The organism is Streptomyces sp. ISL-100, assembly GCF_018614615.1.
Lineage (GTDB): Bacteria > Actinomycetota > Actinomycetes > Streptomycetales > Streptomycetaceae > Streptomyces.
Genome location: NZ_JAGGOK010000002.1, coordinates 76,281 through 92,745, shown reverse-complemented (window position 1 = coordinate 92,745; position 16,465 = coordinate 76,281). Strand labels below are relative to the sequence as shown.

Annotated in this window: 14 protein-coding genes and 1 pseudogene; 9 read left to right on the top strand and 6 right to left on the bottom strand. The window is 70.3% G+C overall.

Features of this window, described 5'->3' with window-relative positions:
* Positions 1–29: 29 nt before the first annotated feature.
* Together J7E89_RS00500 and J7E89_RS00495 are read right to left on the bottom strand one after the other, a co-directional pair.
* On the bottom strand, positions 30–1,160 hold the full coding sequence (locus J7E89_RS00500) for a cellulose binding domain-containing protein (RefSeq protein WP_214966864.1): 1,131 nt from the start codon (positions 1,158–1,160) through the stop codon (positions 30–32).
* A 198-nt stretch (positions 1,161–1,358) separates the two neighbouring features.
* Positions 1,359–1,866, bottom strand: a pseudogene (locus J7E89_RS00495) (substrate-binding domain-containing protein); the annotation flags it as partial.
* Positions 1,867–1,967: 101 nt separating this feature from the next.
* Between J7E89_RS00495 and J7E89_RS00490 the strand changes: the two are divergent.
* The 3 genes from J7E89_RS00490 to J7E89_RS00480 all read left to right on the top strand — a co-directional run bounded on the left by J7E89_RS00490 (position 1,968) and on the right by J7E89_RS00480 (position 7,255).
* Entirely contained in the window at positions 1,968–3,179 is a 1,212-nt protein-coding gene (locus tag J7E89_RS00490) for a glycosyltransferase (protein ID WP_214966862.1), read from the top strand.
* A 134-nt stretch (positions 3,180–3,313) separates the two neighbouring features.
* Positions 3,314–4,954 (top strand): phosphoglucomutase (alpha-D-glucose-1,6-bisphosphate-dependent), encoded by a 1,641-nt coding sequence (pgm, locus tag J7E89_RS00485; protein WP_214966859.1) that lies wholly within the window; start codon positions 3,314–3,316, stop codon positions 4,952–4,954.
* A 78-nt stretch (positions 4,955–5,032) separates the two neighbouring features.
* Positions 5,033–7,255, top strand: coding sequence for an NADP-dependent isocitrate dehydrogenase (locus tag J7E89_RS00480; protein WP_214966857.1), 2,223 nt, complete (start codon positions 5,033–5,035; stop codon positions 7,253–7,255).
* An 83-nt stretch (positions 7,256–7,338) separates the two neighbouring features.
* On the opposite strand, the gene J7E89_RS00475 is transcribed toward J7E89_RS00480, so the two are convergent.
* Positions 7,339–8,319 carry a TIGR03557 family F420-dependent LLM class oxidoreductase gene (locus tag J7E89_RS00475; protein WP_214966855.1) on the bottom strand — a complete coding sequence of 327 codons (981 nt, stop codon included), beginning with the start codon at positions 8,317–8,319 and terminating at the stop codon, positions 7,339–7,341.
* A 290-nt stretch (positions 8,320–8,609) separates the two neighbouring features.
* Here J7E89_RS00475 and J7E89_RS00470 point away from each other — a divergent pair, with 290 nt between their 5' ends.
* Together J7E89_RS00470 and J7E89_RS00465 are read left to right on the top strand one after the other, a co-directional pair.
* The gene (locus tag J7E89_RS00470; RefSeq protein ID WP_214966853.1) at positions 8,610–9,026 is read left to right on the top strand and encodes a CBS domain-containing protein; all 417 of its coding nucleotides are present in this window, start codon (positions 8,610–8,612) and stop codon (positions 9,024–9,026) included.
* 79 nt (positions 9,027–9,105) lie between these two features.
* Positions 9,106–9,930 (top strand): PhzF family phenazine biosynthesis protein, encoded by an 825-nt coding sequence (locus J7E89_RS00465; protein WP_214966851.1) that lies wholly within the window; start codon positions 9,106–9,108, stop codon positions 9,928–9,930.
* A gap of 227 nt (positions 9,931–10,157) precedes the next feature.
* On the opposite strand, the gene J7E89_RS00460 is transcribed toward J7E89_RS00465, so the two are convergent.
* Positions 10,158–10,718, bottom strand: a complete 561-nt coding sequence (locus J7E89_RS00460; RefSeq protein ID WP_214966849.1) for a hemerythrin domain-containing protein — start codon at positions 10,716–10,718, stop codon at positions 10,158–10,160.
* 127 nt (positions 10,719–10,845) lie between these two features.
* Here J7E89_RS00460 and J7E89_RS00455 point away from each other — a divergent pair, with 127 nt between their 5' ends.
* A complete protein-coding gene (locus J7E89_RS00455; RefSeq protein ID WP_214966846.1) occupies positions 10,846–11,370 on the top strand; it encodes a hypothetical protein in 525 nt (174 codons plus the stop codon).
* A 52-nt stretch (positions 11,371–11,422) separates the two neighbouring features.
* Here the strand turns inward: J7E89_RS00455 and J7E89_RS00450 are convergent, their stop codons facing one another.
* Together J7E89_RS00450 and J7E89_RS00445 are read right to left on the bottom strand one after the other, a co-directional pair.
* Positions 11,423–11,608 (bottom strand): DUF2795 domain-containing protein, encoded by a 186-nt coding sequence (locus J7E89_RS00450; protein ID WP_214966844.1) that lies wholly within the window; start codon positions 11,606–11,608, stop codon positions 11,423–11,425.
* 83 nt (positions 11,609–11,691) lie between these two features.
* On the bottom strand, positions 11,692–12,138 hold the full coding sequence (locus J7E89_RS00445) for a DUF6098 family protein (protein ID WP_214966842.1): 447 nt from the start codon (positions 12,136–12,138) through the stop codon (positions 11,692–11,694).
* Between the two features lie 244 nt (positions 12,139–12,382).
* Between J7E89_RS00445 and J7E89_RS00440 the strand changes: the two genes are divergently transcribed.
* The 3 genes from J7E89_RS00440 to J7E89_RS00430 all read left to right on the top strand — a co-directional run bounded on the left by J7E89_RS00440 (position 12,383) and on the right by J7E89_RS00430 (position 16,173).
* Entirely contained in the window at positions 12,383–13,345 is a 963-nt protein-coding gene (locus tag J7E89_RS00440) for an NAD-dependent epimerase/dehydratase family protein (RefSeq protein ID WP_214966840.1), read from the top strand.
* 78 nt (positions 13,346–13,423) lie between these two features.
* Positions 13,424–15,097: a carbamoyltransferase C-terminal domain-containing protein gene (locus J7E89_RS00435; RefSeq protein ID WP_214966838.1), complete on the top strand. Its 1,674-nt coding sequence runs from the start codon at positions 13,424–13,426 to the stop codon at positions 15,095–15,097.
* A complete protein-coding gene (locus tag J7E89_RS00430) occupies positions 15,094–16,173 on the top strand; it encodes a glycosyltransferase family 2 protein (RefSeq protein ID WP_214966836.1) in 1,080 nt (359 codons plus the stop codon). The genes J7E89_RS00435 and J7E89_RS00430 overlap by 4 nt, the downstream gene beginning before the upstream one ends.
* Positions 16,174–16,465 lie beyond the last annotated feature (292 nt).

Genomic DNA, 16,465 nt, shown 5'->3' with positions numbered 1-16,465 from the left:
CGGGCGGGGACAGGCCCATTTCCGGGCTTCTAGGCCACCGCGCACGCGGTTCCGTTGAGGCTGAACTGCGTCGGCTTGGTGAAGGTTCCCGTGTACGTGCCCTGGAAGCCGAAGGGCTGGCTGCCGTTGGCCGCGATCTGGGCGTTGGAGGAAGTGTTCGTCGCCGTCACCGTCCCGGAGGACGGGGCGATGACGGCGTTCCATGCGTGGGTGACGTTCTGGCCGGCAGGGAGGCCGAAGGCCACCTTCCAGCCGTTGACCGGTGTCGCGCTCGTGTTGGCGACGGTCACATTGGCGGTGAAGCCACCCGGCCAGGAGTTGGTGGCGTACGTGACCCGGCAGGCGGCCGGGGTTCCGGGGTCGCCCGGACCGCCGCCACCGCCGCCGTTCACCGTGGAGGAGAAGGACTCGACCTTCAGGCCGGCCCCGCTCTCCCAGGGCTCGAACCCGGCCTGCACGCTGGTGACGTACCACGACTCCTGTGCCAGCCCACGGGCCACGGCCTGGTCGACGAAGTCCATGACGTCGAAGTTCCAGCTCGCGATCGCCGAAGGCGCGACAAAGGAAATCACGTCATTGAGGCCGTTGTTGCCGCTCCAGACCTCCCAGGTACGGCCGGCGACCGTCGCCGTGCCGGTCCTGGAACCGATCGGGTTGATGGGGCCGACCCGGTTGAACCAGATCATGATCTCGGTCTCGCTCACGCCGTCTGTCTTGGGCGCCGGGTCGAGCCAGATGTCGTACGACGCGTTGTAGACCGCGTTGGCGACGTACCCGTAGGAGATGCTGCTCGGCGCGCTGCTGATCGAGTCGACCCGCATCGGCAGGTTGGTGCCGGGGGAGCAGTTCGTGTAGTGGCAGCCGTTGTAGACGGAGGGGTACGACTTGGGCGCCCCGTTGGTCGGTACGCCGCCGTCGGCGCGCGTGAGTTCGAAGCCGGTCGTGGTCGCGTTGACGCACTGTGCGGCGCCGGTGCCCCAGCGGTTGTTCTGGACGACGTAGCGGCCCTGGATGGTGGTGGAACCGAACTGATCGCATATCAGGGTGTCGGCCTGTGCGGGCCCTGCCGTCGTCACGAGAGCGGCCAGTGACGCCAAGGCCACCAGCATCGTCAGGAGGGCCGTGCGGACGGACCGGACACAGCGCGGTAGCGGTCTCATGTGGCTCCTTCGGTGAGAAGCGTCGCGGGTGGGATGGGAGCGCTCCCACCAAGAGCTCTGTGGGAGCGCTCCCACTAGTGCTTCGGGCAGGACTGTAGGGACCTCCCGAGGTGCTGGCAAGTGCCGTGACGCGCAAGGGAATTGGGCATAGGGCGCGGCGGTCGCCGCACTGCTCAGCCGCGGTAAATGCGAAGCACGTCAGGCCGAGGCGCGCACCACCAGCTTCGTACGCAGGATGTCCTCCAGGAGTACGCGTGCCATGGCGCGGCCCATCTCCTCCACCGGCTGGCGGACGGTGGTGAGTTGCGGATCGGTGTGCTGCGCGAGAGGGGAGTCGTCGAACCCCACGACGGCCACGTCCTCCGACACCCGCCGACCTGCCGCGCGCAGGGTGTGCACTGCGCCCGCGGCCATGATGTCCGACGCGGCGAACACCGCGTCCAGCTCCGGATGGCGCTCCAGGAGCTCGGCCATCGCCCGGCGACCGCTCTCCTCGATGAAGTCGCCCAGCGATGGCCCGCCGCCCCGCGTCCACCAGGTGGCGGACCGCCGACCGGGCCCCGCCGACGTTGTCGGAGTCGACGTACGACACCGACTCGTCGCTGGGGCGCCGGCCACCGAGGGCGGTCGGCAGTTCCAGCTCGGCGAGCATGTCGGGGAGCGGGTCGTCGCCGTGCAGGGACACCAGCAGCACCCCGTCAAGCCGTTGATCACATTGATCGGTGCGTCACCGCGTCCGCGCGGCCCGCTCAAGGGGATGATTCGAGCGGGAAAATGCTGTCGAGCGGGCGAATGGTGATCTCTGGCATGCGCGTCCTGTGTACTTCGGTTCTCTCCCCATCCCACACGCGCGAGGCGCTCCGCTTCGCGCGCCTGCTGTCCGGCGCGGGTCATGAAGTGCACATCGCCACCGAGGAGTACCTGCTCGGCTTCTACCTGGACCAGGGCGTTCCCGCGACGGCATGTCTGCCGAGCCTGTTCGGTGACGCGATGACGGCCGGTCAGGAAATCCGTGATGCTGTCAAGCACCTGCAGACCGGTACCGCGTCCCGCGGATCGGCGGCGCTCGCACTGGCGGGGCCGCACATGGCGGATCAGTTCAACGCGCTGGACGCGGTGGCCCACGACTTCAAGCCGGATCTGCTGCTGCGTGACGCGATGGACGTCAGTGCCTGCCTCGTGGCCGAGAAACTGGGAATCCCCCAGGTGGCGATGCCCTCCGGCGCGAAGGGCTTCACCGACCCCACGGCTCTGCTGCCGCATCTCAATCGCCGGCGCTCCACCGTCGGCCTGCCCGAGCAGGACGATCCGATGTCCCTGACACCCCACGGGCACCTGGACGATCTTCCGCCCTCCTGGACCTTCGCTCCACACCTCCCGCCCGCGCACGCGTACCGCCGGCCGGCGGTCGCCGACCCCCGCGCGAAACTCCCCAGCTGGGTGGTCGGCCTCCCCACCGACCGGCCACTGGTGTACGCCGGTATCGGCTGCGCTCTGCCGCTCTTCCCGCCCTCGCCGGACGGGCATCCGCCGCTGCCGGGGCAGCCGGATCCGGCGACGGTCCTGCGGTCCATGATCGAGGGACTGTCACGGGTCGACTGCACCGCGGTGGTGTCGACCAGCGGAGTGACCGTCGCCGGTCTCGATCCCGCCCCCCATGTGCATGTCGTCGACTCCGTACCGCAGCCGCTGCTGCTGGCAGCGGCCGACCTCTTCCTCACCCACGGCGGCTACACCAGCGTGTGGGACTCGATCACCACCGCAACTCCCATGGCGGTACTGCCCCAGACGGCGGACCAGCCGATGAACGCGCGGCGCGTCACCGAGCTGGGCCTCGGCAGCGTGGTCACCGACCCCACACCGTCCGGCATCGCGTCGACGTGCCGCCGGCTGCTCGACGACGGCTCCGTACTGCGGCGAGTGAAGCAGGCCCGGCTGGCCTGCCTGGCCCTGCCGACCGTCGAAACAGCGGTGGATGACTTGGAAAGCCTGGTCAATCACCACACGGCCCCACAATGAAAGGTCCGTGTGGTACCCACTGGTGACCGACGTCGACGTCGGAACCGGAACCGGCACCGGAACCGGAACCGGCACCGGAACCGGAACCGGCACCGGAACCGGCACCGGCACCAACGATCTGGAGGAGTGGGCAGATGGCGCACGAGCGAGCGGGACAGCAGGCCGCACCGGAAGATCTGACCGATGTGGCCCGGCTGGTGACCGCGTACTACGCCCTGCACCCCGATGTGCGGGAGCCGGGTCAGCGCGTCGCGTTCGGAACGTCCGGGCACCGGGGATCGTCCCTGGCCACCGCCTTCAACGAGGACCACATCGCCGCGACCAGCCAGGCGATCTGCGAGTACCGGAGCCAACAGGGCATCGACGGGCCGCTCTTCCTCGGCGCCGACACCCACGCGCTGTCCGAGCCGGCCCGGGTGACGGCGGTCGAGGTCTTCGCCGCCAACGACGTGACGGTGCTCATCGACACGACCGACGGCTACACCCCCACCCCGGCGGTGTCGCACGCCATCCTGGTCCACAACCGTGGCCGGACCTCGGGTCTCGCCGACGGTGTGGTCGTCACCCCGTCGCACAACCCGCCCGCCGACGGCGGCTTCAAGTACAACCCCCCCAGCGGCGGCCCCGCCGGTTCGCAGGCGACCGGCTGGATCCAGGACCGCGCCAACGAGATCATCGCGAACGGTATGAAGGACGTACGGCGCCTGACCTACACCCGGGCCCTCGCCGCACCCACCACCGGACGGTACGACTTCCTGAACAGCTACGTCGCCGACCTGCCGTCCGTCCTCGACCTGGACGCGGTCCGCGCCGCAGGCGTGCGCATCGGCGCCGATCCGCTGGGCGGGGCGTCCGTCGCGTACTGGGGCCGCATCGCCGAGCAGCACCGTCTCGACCTGACCGTCGTCAATCCGCGGACCGACCCCACCTGGCGCTTCATGACGCTGGACTGGGACGGCAAGATCCGGATGGACTGCTCGTCGCCGTACGCGATGGCCTCGCTGATCGAGGGGCGGAGCCGCTTCCAGATCGCGACGGGCAACGACGCCGACGCCGACCGGCACGGCATCGTCACCCCCGACGCCGGCCTGATGAACCCCAACCACTACCTCGCCACCGCCATCGGCTACCTCTACGCCCACCGCGACCAGTGGCCCGCCGACGCCGGAGTCGGCAAGACACTCGTATCGTCCGGGATGATCGACCGCGTCGCGGCCGGCCTCGGGCGCCAACTGGTCGAAGTGCCCGTGGGCTTCAAGTGGTTCGTGGACGGGCTGTCCGACGGATCACTCGGCTTCGGCGGCGAGGAATCGGCCGGGGCCTCCTTCCTGCGCCGCGACGGTTCGGTGTGGACCACCGACAAGGACGGCATCATCCTGGCGCTGCTCGCCTCCGAGATCCTCGCGGTCACCGGAAAGTCGCCCTCCGAGCACTACGCGGTGCTCACCGCCCGCTTCGGCGAGCCCGCCTACGCGCGCATCGACGCCCCGGCGAACCGGGAGGAGAAGGCGGTACTGGCACGCCTCTCGCCCGAGCAGGTCACAGCGGACACGCTGGCCGGGGAGCCGATCACCGCCGTACTGACCGAGGCCCCCGGCAACGGCGCTCCCATCGGCGGCATCAAGGTGACCACCGAGAGCGCCTGGTTCGCCGCCCGCCCGTCAGGCACGGAGGACGTCTACAAGGTGTACGCCGAGTCCTTCCTCGGCCCGGACCACCTCGCCCGCGTCCAGGAGGAGGCCAAGGCTGTCGTATCGGCGGCTCTGGCGGGCTGACCGACCCCTGTCGGGGGAGGTACGGTCTAGAGATATCTTGATGTCAAGCAATGTTGCAGACGTGGAGCGGAGCACCCGGTGACTGACTCGACCATCATCTACACACACACCGACGAGGCCCCGGCCCTGGCGACGTATTCGTTCTTGCCTGTGGTCGAGGCCTACGCCTCGACGGCCGGGGTCACGGTGGAGAGCCGCGACATCTCGCTGGCGGGGCGCATCATCGCCCTCTTCCCCGAGTACCTCCAGGAGGGCCAGCGCATCGAGGACGCGCTCGCCGAGCTCGGTGAGCTGGCCAAGACGCCCGGCGCGAACATCATCAAGCTTCCGAACATCTCGGCCTCGATCCCGCAGCTGAAGGCCGCGATCGCCGAGCTCCAGCAGCAGGGCTACGCGCTGCCGGACTACCCGGACGACCCGAAGACCGACGAGGACAAGGACGTCCGCGCGCGCTACGACAAGGTCAAGGGCAGCGCCGTCAACCCCGTGCTGCGCGAAGGCAATTCCGACCGCCGCGCCCCCGCGTCGGTCAAGAACTACGCCCGCAAGCACCCGCACCGCATGGGCGCGTGGACGGCCGACTCGAAGACCAACGTCGCGCACATGGACAACGACGACTTCCGCTCCACCGAGAAGTCCGCGGTCATCTCCGAGGCGGGCTCGCTGCGTATCGAGCTCGTGGGAGACGACGGCACCACCACCGTCCTGCGTGAGTCGGTGCCCGTCCTGGCCGGCGAGGTCGTCGACGCGGCGGTCATGCGCGTCGCGGCGCTGCGCGAGTTCTTCACGGCGCAGGTCGCCCGCGCCAAGGCCGAGGGTGTTCTCTTCTCCGTACACCTGAAGGCCACGATGATGAAGGTCTCCGACCCGGTCATCTTCGGCCACGTGGTGCGCGCCTTCTTCCCGAAGACCTTCGCGAAGTACGGCGAGGTACTCATCGCCGCCGGTCTGTCCCCCAACGACGGCCTCGGCGGCATCCTCAAGGGCCTGGACTCCGTGCCGCACATCGGCGCCGAGATCAAGGCGTCCTTCGAGGCCGAGCTTGCCGAGGGCCCGGCCCTCGCGATGGTCGACTCCGACAAGGGCATCACCAACCTGCACGTACCGAGCGACGTCATCGTCGACGCCTCCATGCCGGCCATGATCCGCACCTCCGGCCACATGTGGGGCCCGGACGGCCAGGAGGCCGACACCCTCGCGGTCCTCCCGGACAGCAGCTACGCCGGTATCTACCAGGTGGTCATCGACGACTGCCGCGCGAACGGCGCGTACGACCCGTCGACCATGGGTTCGGTGCCGAACGTCGGTCTGATGGCGCAGAAGGCCGAGGAGTACGGCAGCCACGACAAGACCTTCGAGATCCCGGCCACGGGCACGGTACGGGTCGTCGACGCGGCCGGCAACGCCGTGCTGGAGCAGGTCGTCGGCGCGGGCGACATCTTCCGCATGTGCCAGACCAAGGATCTGCCGGTCCAGGACTGGGTCAAGCTGGCCGTCACCCGCGCCCGCGCGACCGGCGTCCCGGCCGTCTTCTGGCTCGACGAGAGCCGCGCGCATGACGCGCAGCTGATCGCCAAGGTCAAGACGTACCTCGCGGAGCACGACACCGAGGGCCTGCAGATCGAGATCATGCCGCCGGTCGAGGCGACCGCGTTCTCCCTGGAGCGCATCCGCCGCGGCGAGGACACCATCTCGGTCACCGGCAACGTCCTGCGTGACTACCTCACCGACCTGTTCCCGATCCTTGAGCTCGGTACGAGCGCGAAGATGCTCTCGGTCGTCCCGCTCATGAACGGCGGCGGCCTGTTCGAGACCGGGGCCGGTGGCTCCGCGCCCAAGCACGTACAGCAGCTCGTCAAGGAGAACTACCTGCGCTGGGACAGCCTGGGTGAGTTCCTCGCGCTCGCGGTGAGCTTCGAGCACCTCGCGCAGACGACGGACAACGCGCGCGCCCAGGTGCTCGCCGATACCCTCGACCGTGCGACGGCGACCTTCCTGGAGGAGGACAAGTCGCCGAGCCGTCGCCTCGGTGGCATCGACAACCGGGGCAGCCACTTTTACCTGGCGCTGTACTGGGCCCAGGAGCTGGCGAAGCAGACCGAGGACGCCAAGCTCGCGGAGGCGTTCGCCGCTCTCGCCAAGACGCTGGCCGAGCAGGAGCAGACCATCGTCGGCGAGCTCATCGCGGTGCAGGGCTCGCCGGCCGACATCGGGGGTTACTACCGTCCCGACGCGGCCAAGGCGAAGGCCGTGATGCGCCCGTCGAACACCTTCAACCAGGCCATCGCGACGCTCGCCTGACGGCAGCACCTGTCCGGTTTTGCCGTACGTTCCGCCCCGGCCCCGCATCCACGCGGGCCGGGGCGGTCCCGTCTGCGGGGGAGTCAGGCGCCGGCACCGGCCGGCTTCAACCGCGGGATACGGGAGGCGAGTTCCCGCTGGTAGAAGTCGATGAAGCCGTCGGGATCGGGGCCGGCGTTCTGCATGACCAGCCGGTCGAAGCCCGCGTCGACGAACTGCTGCGCGACCTGGACGTACCGGGCGGGATCTGTGCCGCAGGCGAACTTTTCGAGGATGTCTTCCTCGCGCACGGTCGTGGTCGCCGCGTCGAAGTTGACCGGGTTCGGCAGCTCGCTCATGACTTTCCATCCGGTCACCGCCCAGCGAGACGTCTCCAGCGCGGCCTTCGCGGCGGTGTGCTCGTCGGGCGCCCAGGCCATCGGCACCTCCACGTAGAGCGGGCCGCTGCCGCCCGCGTCGCGGTACTGCTGGACGATCTCCGGCTTGTCCTCGGTGGCGAACAGAGCGTCCCCGAGCTCCGCGGCGATCCGCGTGGAGGCCGGGCCGCTCGCGGCCACCGCGATCAGCGGCAGTTCCTCCGGAAGATCGAACACCCGGGCGTCCTTGAGCCGCAGGTGCTTGCCGTCGTACGACTGGTAACCGCCGCGCCACAGCAGTCGGATGATCTCCAGGGCCTCCCTGAGCATCTCGTGCCGGGTGCTTACGGTGTCCGGGAAGCCCAGGCCGACGACGTGCTCGTTGAGCCGCTCCCCGGAGCCGATACCGAGGACGAAGCGGCCGTCCGACACCAGGGCCAGGGTCGCCGCGGCCTGGGCGACGATCGCCGGGTGGTAGCGCACCGTCGGGCACGTCACGCCGGTGGCCAGGCCGATCCGTGAGGTCTTCGCCGCGATGCTGCCCAGGACGGTCCAGGCGAACGGCGAATGGCCCTGGTTGTTGAGCCAGGGGTGGTAATGGTCGCTGATCTCGACGAAATCGAAGCCCGCCTGCTCCGCCAGAACCGCCTGCCGCACCAGTTCCGCCGGGCCGAACGCCTCGGCGGCAAGCTTGTAGCCGATCTGCATGTGCTCCTCTTTCCTGGTGTTCCCTGGTGTTCCCTTCCGCACCCAACCGTTCGTGCGCGCAGAGGTACCCCTTCTTTCAGGGGCGTGCTTCGCCTTTCACCCGGTCGGCCCCGGTGTGCGGCCCGGTGACCGGCGGCAGGGTGGAGCCGGGCAATCGGATGACGCCGGTCCGGTGACGTCGTGGCGTGTTGGCCGCTGTCCGGGGGCGGGCGTAGGAAGTGTGAGGGAGCCGGTCCGGGGTGGCGAAGCCCCGGGCGGCTCCCTTCGCCACGAGGATGGGAAGACGACACGTGACAACTGCCAGAGAGATCATGACCCCCGGCACCGAGTGCATCGGAGCGGACGAGACGGTGCTGGTCGCGGCCCGGAAGATGACGGAGCTGGGCGTCGGCGCGCTGCCGATCTGCGGGACCGACAACAAGCTCAAGGGCATGCTGACCGACCGGGACATCGTCGTGAAGGTTCTGGGCGCCGGCAAGGACCCCGCAAAGACGAATGCGGGCGAACTCGCGCAGGGCGAGGCGGTGACGATCGGCGCCGACGACGACGCCGGCGAGATCCTGCGCACGATGACCTCGCACAAGGTCCGCCGACTGCCCGTCATCGACGGTCACGACCTCGTCGGCATCGTGGCCCTGGCCGATGTCGCCCGGGCCCTGCCCGACCCGCAGGTGGGTGACCTTCTCGAAGCTCTTTCCACGGACTGACCGCAGCGGTCGCCAGAACAGTCCACTCATTCCGGATTGGACTTGGCGGGGCTTCTATTGGCATCGCTATGGTGCGGGCATGCGAATCTACGTTGTCGACGCCTTCACCGATCGTCCGTTCGCCGGGAACCCGGCGGGTGTGTGTCTCCTGCCCGCCGGGGAGTGGCCGGACGACGGCTGGATGCAGAAGGTCGCAGCCGAACTGAACCACTCGGAGACCGCCTTCGCACTCCCGCTGTCCGATACGGCCGAGGCCGACTGGGCGATCCGCTGGTTCGCCCCGCTCGTCGAGACCAATCTGTGCGGCCATGCCACATTGGCCACCACGCACGTGCTGCGCGCCGAGCGCGGACTCGTCGGTACGGTGCGCTTCAGCAGCCGGGAGAGCGGCGTCCTCCTCGCGCACACCGACGAGGAAGGCAGCATCACACTGGACTTCCCGGCCGCACCGGGCTCCGAAGTGCCCGTACCGGACGGACTGGCCGATGCCCTCGGGGCCAAGCCGGAGGCCACTTTCCGTACGGGCGCGCTGGGTGACCTGCTGACCGTCCTGCCCGACGAGGACGCCGTCCGCGCCGTGACCCCGGACCTGGACGCGGTAGCCGCCCTGACGCGCCGCGAGGGGCTGCGCGGAGTCGTCATCACCGCCCCGGCCGAGGCAGGCCGGGCGTACGACTTCGTCTCGCGCTTCTTCTCGCCGGCCGAGGGCATCCTGGAGGATCCCGTCACGGGCAGCGCCCACACCGCGCTCGCCCCGTATTGGTCCGGGCGTCTCGGCCGTGACGGGCTCACCGGCCTGCAGGCCTCTGTGCGCGGTGGCCTGGTCCGTACCGCCGTGCGCGGTAACCGCGTTCACCTCACCGGGAACGCCGTTACGGTGCTGGACGCCACCCTGCACGCCTAGAAGACTCCTGAAGATCTTGCTCGGACCGCCCGACTCACCCCGGATTGCCGGTAAATGTCAATCGGGCTGAACCGGTGCAAGCCGGGCGCGATTTCAAGATCTTCATCGGCCTTCTAGACGAGGGGGGCTGAACGCCACGGAGCCAGGACCCAGCTGGGTCCTGGCTCCGTGGCGTTCCCTGCGCAGGCGCTCCGGCGAGAGCGCCGAGTGCGGTGCGGACCTCGGGACTACTTCTTGCCCCGGCCCGACATCGCGTCGCGCATCCGGTCCACGAGTCCGGCTCCGGGGGCGAGCAGCTTGTTGGCCGGCGGCTTGTCGGGCGCGGAGGGGTGCGGCCGCGTCGGCGCCGTCTTCTTCGCCTGCCGGACCTTGTCACCGAGGTCGTTCAGCATCTCGGCGGAACAGGCTTCGCGCAGCCGGGGGAAGAGGTTGTTCTCCTCGTCCATGATGTGCGCCCTGATCTCCGTCATCAGTTTGCCCACCAGCATGTCGAACTGGGGGTCGTCCGCCTCGCAGCTCTCCATGTCCTTCATGGTGCGCTCCGCTTCGGCGTGGTCCTCCAGCTCCCGGTCCGCGAGTGCGTCACCGTCCGGGACGTGCTTGCGGACCGCCGGGTAGAGGTACGCCTCTTCCGCGACCGAGTGCCGGACCAATTCCATGGTGACCTGGTCCGCGTACACCTTCCGCTGCCGGTCTCCGGCCGGAAGTTCCTCGATATTGGTGAACAGCTCCTCCACTTCCTGATGGTCAGTGGTCAATTCCGTGATGACGTCCGCGCCGTTTCTCATGGTTTTGCTCCTCTGTATCGTTGATGTGGTCCAGGTCACTGCCGGCTCGTGACGCGCGCCATTTCCACGGCCGGTCCCGGGAGGTAGCGTTCCGGACTTCTCTCCCGATGAATTCGGACGGCCGGACATGCCCGCAGATCTCTCCCCGCTGATAGCGGCGACCGCTCAGTGGCTGACCCGCGCCTATCCGTCCGGCGGCGGCGTGATGGACTCCGCCCTCTGCGAGGCGCAGGCGCGGCAGGCGGTGACGGTCGCGGCCTGGCTGCGCTATCCGACGGCGATGGACGCCGGGCTGGTTTCCGTGGCGGGGCCCGGGGGCTCTGCCCGGCTCGACTGGGTCACCGGCGCCGACGGGGCCGCCGACGACCCGGACACGTACGCGTGGCGCACATGGGTCGACGAGGTCGTGGCGAGCTGGGCGGCATGCCTGCTCAGCGCCCCGGACCTGGCCGGAGCCGCGGTGACCGCGCTCGCCGGATCCCGGTACGCGCAGGGTTCACCGGCGGAATTCCCGCGCCTGGTCACGCCCGACGCTCGGGACCGGCAGGCCGCCGCACTCCTGCGCCACCCCGATCTCCTCGCGCCCGTGGCCGAACTCCACCACGACCGGCTTCTCGACCGCCTGAAGCCCGGGCCGGCGCTGACCGCCTGAAGCCCGGGCCGGCGCTGACCGGCTGAGCGAAACCGGTCCGGCTGGGGCAGGATTACTTGCCGACTTCCTTGTTGATGGCCGCCGGAGTGTCGTACTCCTTTTCCGGCAGAGCCTTGAGCGCCTCCTTGATCTCACGGCCGGCACCGTTCTTCTCCGCCTTCTCCATGATCTGCTTCTTGGAGGCGGGGTAACTCACGCCGCTGAGGGACTTCTGCATTTCGATCGGGTTCACATTCATGGGCCGATACATGCCCCGGCCCCTGTGTGCGAATACCTTGCGCGGATGCTGTCACCGCGATGGAGCAAAGCGCCGTTCTTCCGCTAAGCCTCACGCCGCAGAGTGCCCCAGACGCCTTCCTGCCGGGCGACTTCGCCGGCGGCTTCTTCGATCACCCGTACGTCGATCCAGCCGACCGGCTCGATGTCCCCGACCAGTGGCTCATTGTCGGGCCCGCGGCCCGTCTCCCGTCCGCGCAGCGCCCAGGGGTGCACGTCCGGGCCCTTCTCGCGCGGCAAGTGCGAGTAGTCGTGCAACCGGCGGGCCACCCACACCCGCACCGGCCGGTCCTCCCACCACGGCTCGACATCCAGGGCGTTCGCGGACAGGCCCGGCATGGCGACCCCCGTCAGGTCGTCCCTGCTCGACACCGATTTCAGGTCGGCCGCGGGGCCGCGTGACCAGCGTACGTACAGGTGATCGTGTCGCTCGACGAGACGGGTCAGGTTGTCGAGCGTGCGCAGGACAGGCAGGTCGTCCGGGGTACTCATGCCAGTACTCACTCCTCGACGCGTGCGCTTTGTCATCCATTGAGAACCGTAGGCATTCATGTGCTCAAAGGGGAATCCGGTAACCGGGTGTGCCCGCGTTGCGCGTCCGCTGCCGCTCCCCATGTGCCCCTCATGTGCCCCTCACTCCCCGTCAGTCACTCGGATGCTCTACATCACCGCGCCCGACGGCCCGCGGGGGCTGACCCTGATCGGAGGCTCAATGCTCGGGTCAGAGGAGATCGAAATGAACGCAGCTTTCTCACACGACTGGGAACACGCCGTCGTCACCGGCGGTGCGGGCTTCGTCGGCTCGCACCTGTGCACCGCGCTTCTGGACGCCGGCGCCGCCGTCACCTGCGTGGACGACTTCAGCACCGGCCGGCCCGAGAACATATCCGCGCTGCTCGACCGCCCCGGATTCACGCTCGTGCAGGCCAACGTCTCCGAGCCGTTCGACGTCGACCGGCCGCCCGACCTCGTGCTGCACTTCGCGTCCCCGGCGTCCCCCGCCGACTACCTGCGGCTGCCCCTGCACACGATGGAGGTCGGCAGTCTCGGTACGCGCAACGCCCTGGCCCTCGCCCACGGCGCCGGAGCCCGCTTCCTGCTCGCCTCCACCTCGGAGGTGTACGGCGACCCGCAGCAGCACCCGCAGAACGAGCGGTACTGGGGCAACGTGAACCCGGTCGGGCCGCGCAGCGTGTACGACGAGGCCAAGCGCTTCGGCGAGGCGCTGACCACCGCCGAGGCCGACGCCCAGGGCACCGACACCGGCATCGTGCGGCTGTTCAACACGTACGGCCCGCGGATGCGCGGCTACGACGGCCGCGCCGTACCGACGTTCATCCGTCAGGCACTCGCCGGCGAGCCGCTCACCGTCACCGGTGACGGACTCCAGACCCGGTCGCTGTGTTACGTCGACGACACCGTGCGCGGCATCCTCGCGGCGGCGGCGCACGGCATGCGCGGCCCCGTCAACATCGGCAATCCCACCGAGATCACCATGCTCGAACTGGCGGGGCTCGTCATCGAGCTGACCGAATCGAGCTCCGAGATCCGCTTCATCGAACGGCCGACGGACGACCCCGCTGTGCGCTGCCCGGACATCACGCTGGCCCGCGACAAGCTCGAATGGGAGCCGCGTGTGCCCGCCGAAGACGGCCTGCGTCGCACCATCGCCTGGTATCGCGCCCACGTGGACAGCTGATCCGGCCGAACGCCCTCCTGGCCGCGCCCCCGGCGCGGCCCGGCTTCGCCCCGATTCGCCGAAAGGCCTGGGACCCCCATGCGCATCCTCGGAATCAACGCCCTCTTCCACGACCCCGCCGCCGCGCTCGTCATCGACGGCCGGACCGTCGCCGCGGCGGAGGAGGAGCGGTTCTCCCGGCGCAAGCACGGCAAGCGGCCGGTGCCGTTCTCCGCCTGGGAGCTGCCTGAGAAGGCCGCCGCCTGGTGCCTGAAGCGCGCGAACCTGCGCCCGCAGGACCTCGACGCGGTGGCGTACTCCTTCGACCCCGAACTGGCCAGGGCCGCCGAGGCGATGGGCCTGGACGACCCCTGGGACCACCTGCGCCTGACGTACGCCCGGCAGGCCCCCGCGTTCCTCAAAGCCGCCCTGCCGGGACTGGACCCCGGCATCGTCCGGTTCGTACCGCACCACATGGCGCATGCCGCGTCGAGCGCGTTCGCGGCCTCCGACGCCGAGACGTGTTCGGTGCTGGTGCTCGACGGGCGCGGAGAACGCGCCTCGCACCTCGCGGCGCGCCGGATCCGTAACCGGCTGGAGGCGTTCCACGCGCAGGACCTGCCGCACTCGCTGGGGCTGGTCTACGAGGAGCTGACCGAGCACCTCGGATTCCTGCGCTCCTGCGACGAGTTCAAGGTCATGGCACTGGCCTCGCACGGCACACCGCGCATGCTGCCCGAGCTGCGCCGCCACGTGTATCCGACGGGGGACGGCGGGTTCCACGCCACGGCCGTGCCCTGGCACGAACTCTGCGCGCCGCGCGGGCCGGACGAGCCGTGGACGCAGGACCACGCGGATGTCGCGGCCAGTGCGCAGGCCGTCCTGGAGGAGACGCTGCTGGACCTCGTGCGCTGGCTGCACGGCAAGACGCACGACAGCGTTCTCACCCTCGCCGGGGGCGTCGCGCTCAACTGCGTCGCCAACTCCCGGATCGCCCGCGAAGGCCCCTTCTCCCGCGTGTGGGTACAGCCCGCCGCGGGTGACGCGGGGACCGCGCTGGGCAGCGCCCTGCTGCTCGCCGCCGACGGAGGGGACGAGCCGGAGCCCATGGCCGGCGCGGACCTCGGCCGCGACTGGTCGGACGCGGAACTCGGCGCCTGGCTGAAGACGGCGGCCGTGCCGTTCGACCGGCCGGCGGACATCGCCGCGACCGTGGCCCGGGCGTTGGCGGACAACGCCATCGTCGCGTGGTTCCAGGGCCGTTCGGAGTACGGGCCCAGGGCGCTCGGCCACCGCTCGCTGCTGGCCCATCCCGGTCACGCGGGCAATCTGGAACGGCTCAACGACGTCAAGGGCCGCGAGCAGTTCCGGCCGGTCGCGCCGATGGTGCTGGCCGACCGGGCCCCGGAGATCTTCGACGGGCCGATGCCCAGTCCGTACATGCTGTTCGTCCACGACGTGGCCGAGGCGTGGCGCGGCCGCATCCCGGCCGTCGTACATGTCGACGGGACCGCCCGCATCCAGACCGTCGACCCGGTGCAGGAGCCGCTGGTCGCCCGGATGCTCAGCGAATTCGAGCGGCTCACGGGTCTGCCGGTGGTCGTCAACACCAGCCTCAACACGGCGGGCCGGCCCATGGTGGACGACCCGCGCGACGCGCTGGAGTGCTTCGGTTCGTCGCCCGTCGACCTGCTGGCCATCGGCCCGTACGCGATCCGGCGCGGTGAGTTCTTCCACTCGTCGGACACGTACGACGACGGGGCGACGCGATGACACCGTACGGAGAGGAGACAGCGGCCCCCGCACCCGCTTACGCCGTGGTGATTCCGACGCTCGGACGCCGCAGCCTGAGCGCGTGCCTGCGGGCGCTGGCCGACGCCGCCGGTCCCAAGCCGGCGCAGGTGGTCCTCGTCGACGACCGCCGTGAGCCCGGCGGCGTGCCCCTGCCGGTCGGCATTCCGGAGGCTCTGCGCCCCGTCACCACCGTGGTGACAGGCCGCGCGAGGGGACCGGCAGCGGCACGCAACAGGGGGTGGCGGGAAGCCGGCCCGGTGCCGTGGGTGGTCTTCCTGGACGACGACGTCGTGCCGGGCCCGACGTGGGGCGACGACCTGGCCAGGGACCTGGCGGCGACGACGTACCGGACCGCCGCGGTCACCGCGCGCATCACGGTGCCGCTGCCGGTGCACCGGCGGCCCACGGACTGGGAACGCAACACCGCCGGGCTGGCCACGGCGCGGTGGATCACCGCCGACATGGCCTACCGCCGGGAGGCCCTCGAAGCCGTCGGCGGCTTCGACGAACGCTTCCGGCGGGCCTTCCGTGAGGACGCGGATCTCGCGCTGCGGGTGCTGGCGGCGGGCTGGACGGTGAGCGCCGGAAGGCGCAGCACGGTCCATCCGGTCCGTCGCGCCGACCGCATGGTTTCCGTACGCCTCCAGAGGGGCAACGCCGACGACGTACTGATGAACCGGCGGCACGGCCGGGACTGGTGGAGCCGGGCGGACGCGCCGAGAGGACGACTGCCGCGTCACCTGGTGGTGACGGCCGCCGCGCTGACGGCCCTTTCCTGCGCCGTCGCGGGCCGACGAGCCGCGGCCGCGGCCTGCGCCGCCGTATGGGTGGCCGGTACGGCCGAATTCGCCTGGGCGAGGATCGCGCCGGGTCCGCGAACCCGGGACGAGGTCGCGACCATGGCGCTGACCAGCGTCCTGATCCCACCGGCCGCCACCTGGCACTGGCTGCGCGGCCACGCCAAGTACCGCCGGGCGCTGCCGCTCGGCCCGCACGAGGCCGCGGCCCCGCCGCGCGCACCGCGCGAGCCGGTCCAGGTACGGGTGCGGCCATGACCTGCCGTCCCGCACCCCGGCCCACGAACGGCCCCTGGGTGTTCGAAGGCCCGCAGGACGGCCTCCAGACCGGCCCCGTGGCCGCCCGCCGAGACGGACGCCTGCAGGCCCGCGTCGACGGCTCCACGGACGCCGCCCCGGATGTGCCGTGGGCGCCGGACGGGCCGCCGGACCCGCTATCGAACGGCCGCTTTGGCGCTCGCGCGGGCGGAGGTCCGCAGGCCCGCGCGGACGGTTTCGCGTCCGCCGGCTCGGACGTGCCGTTGGAGTCGGGCGGGCCCTCGGGCCCTGG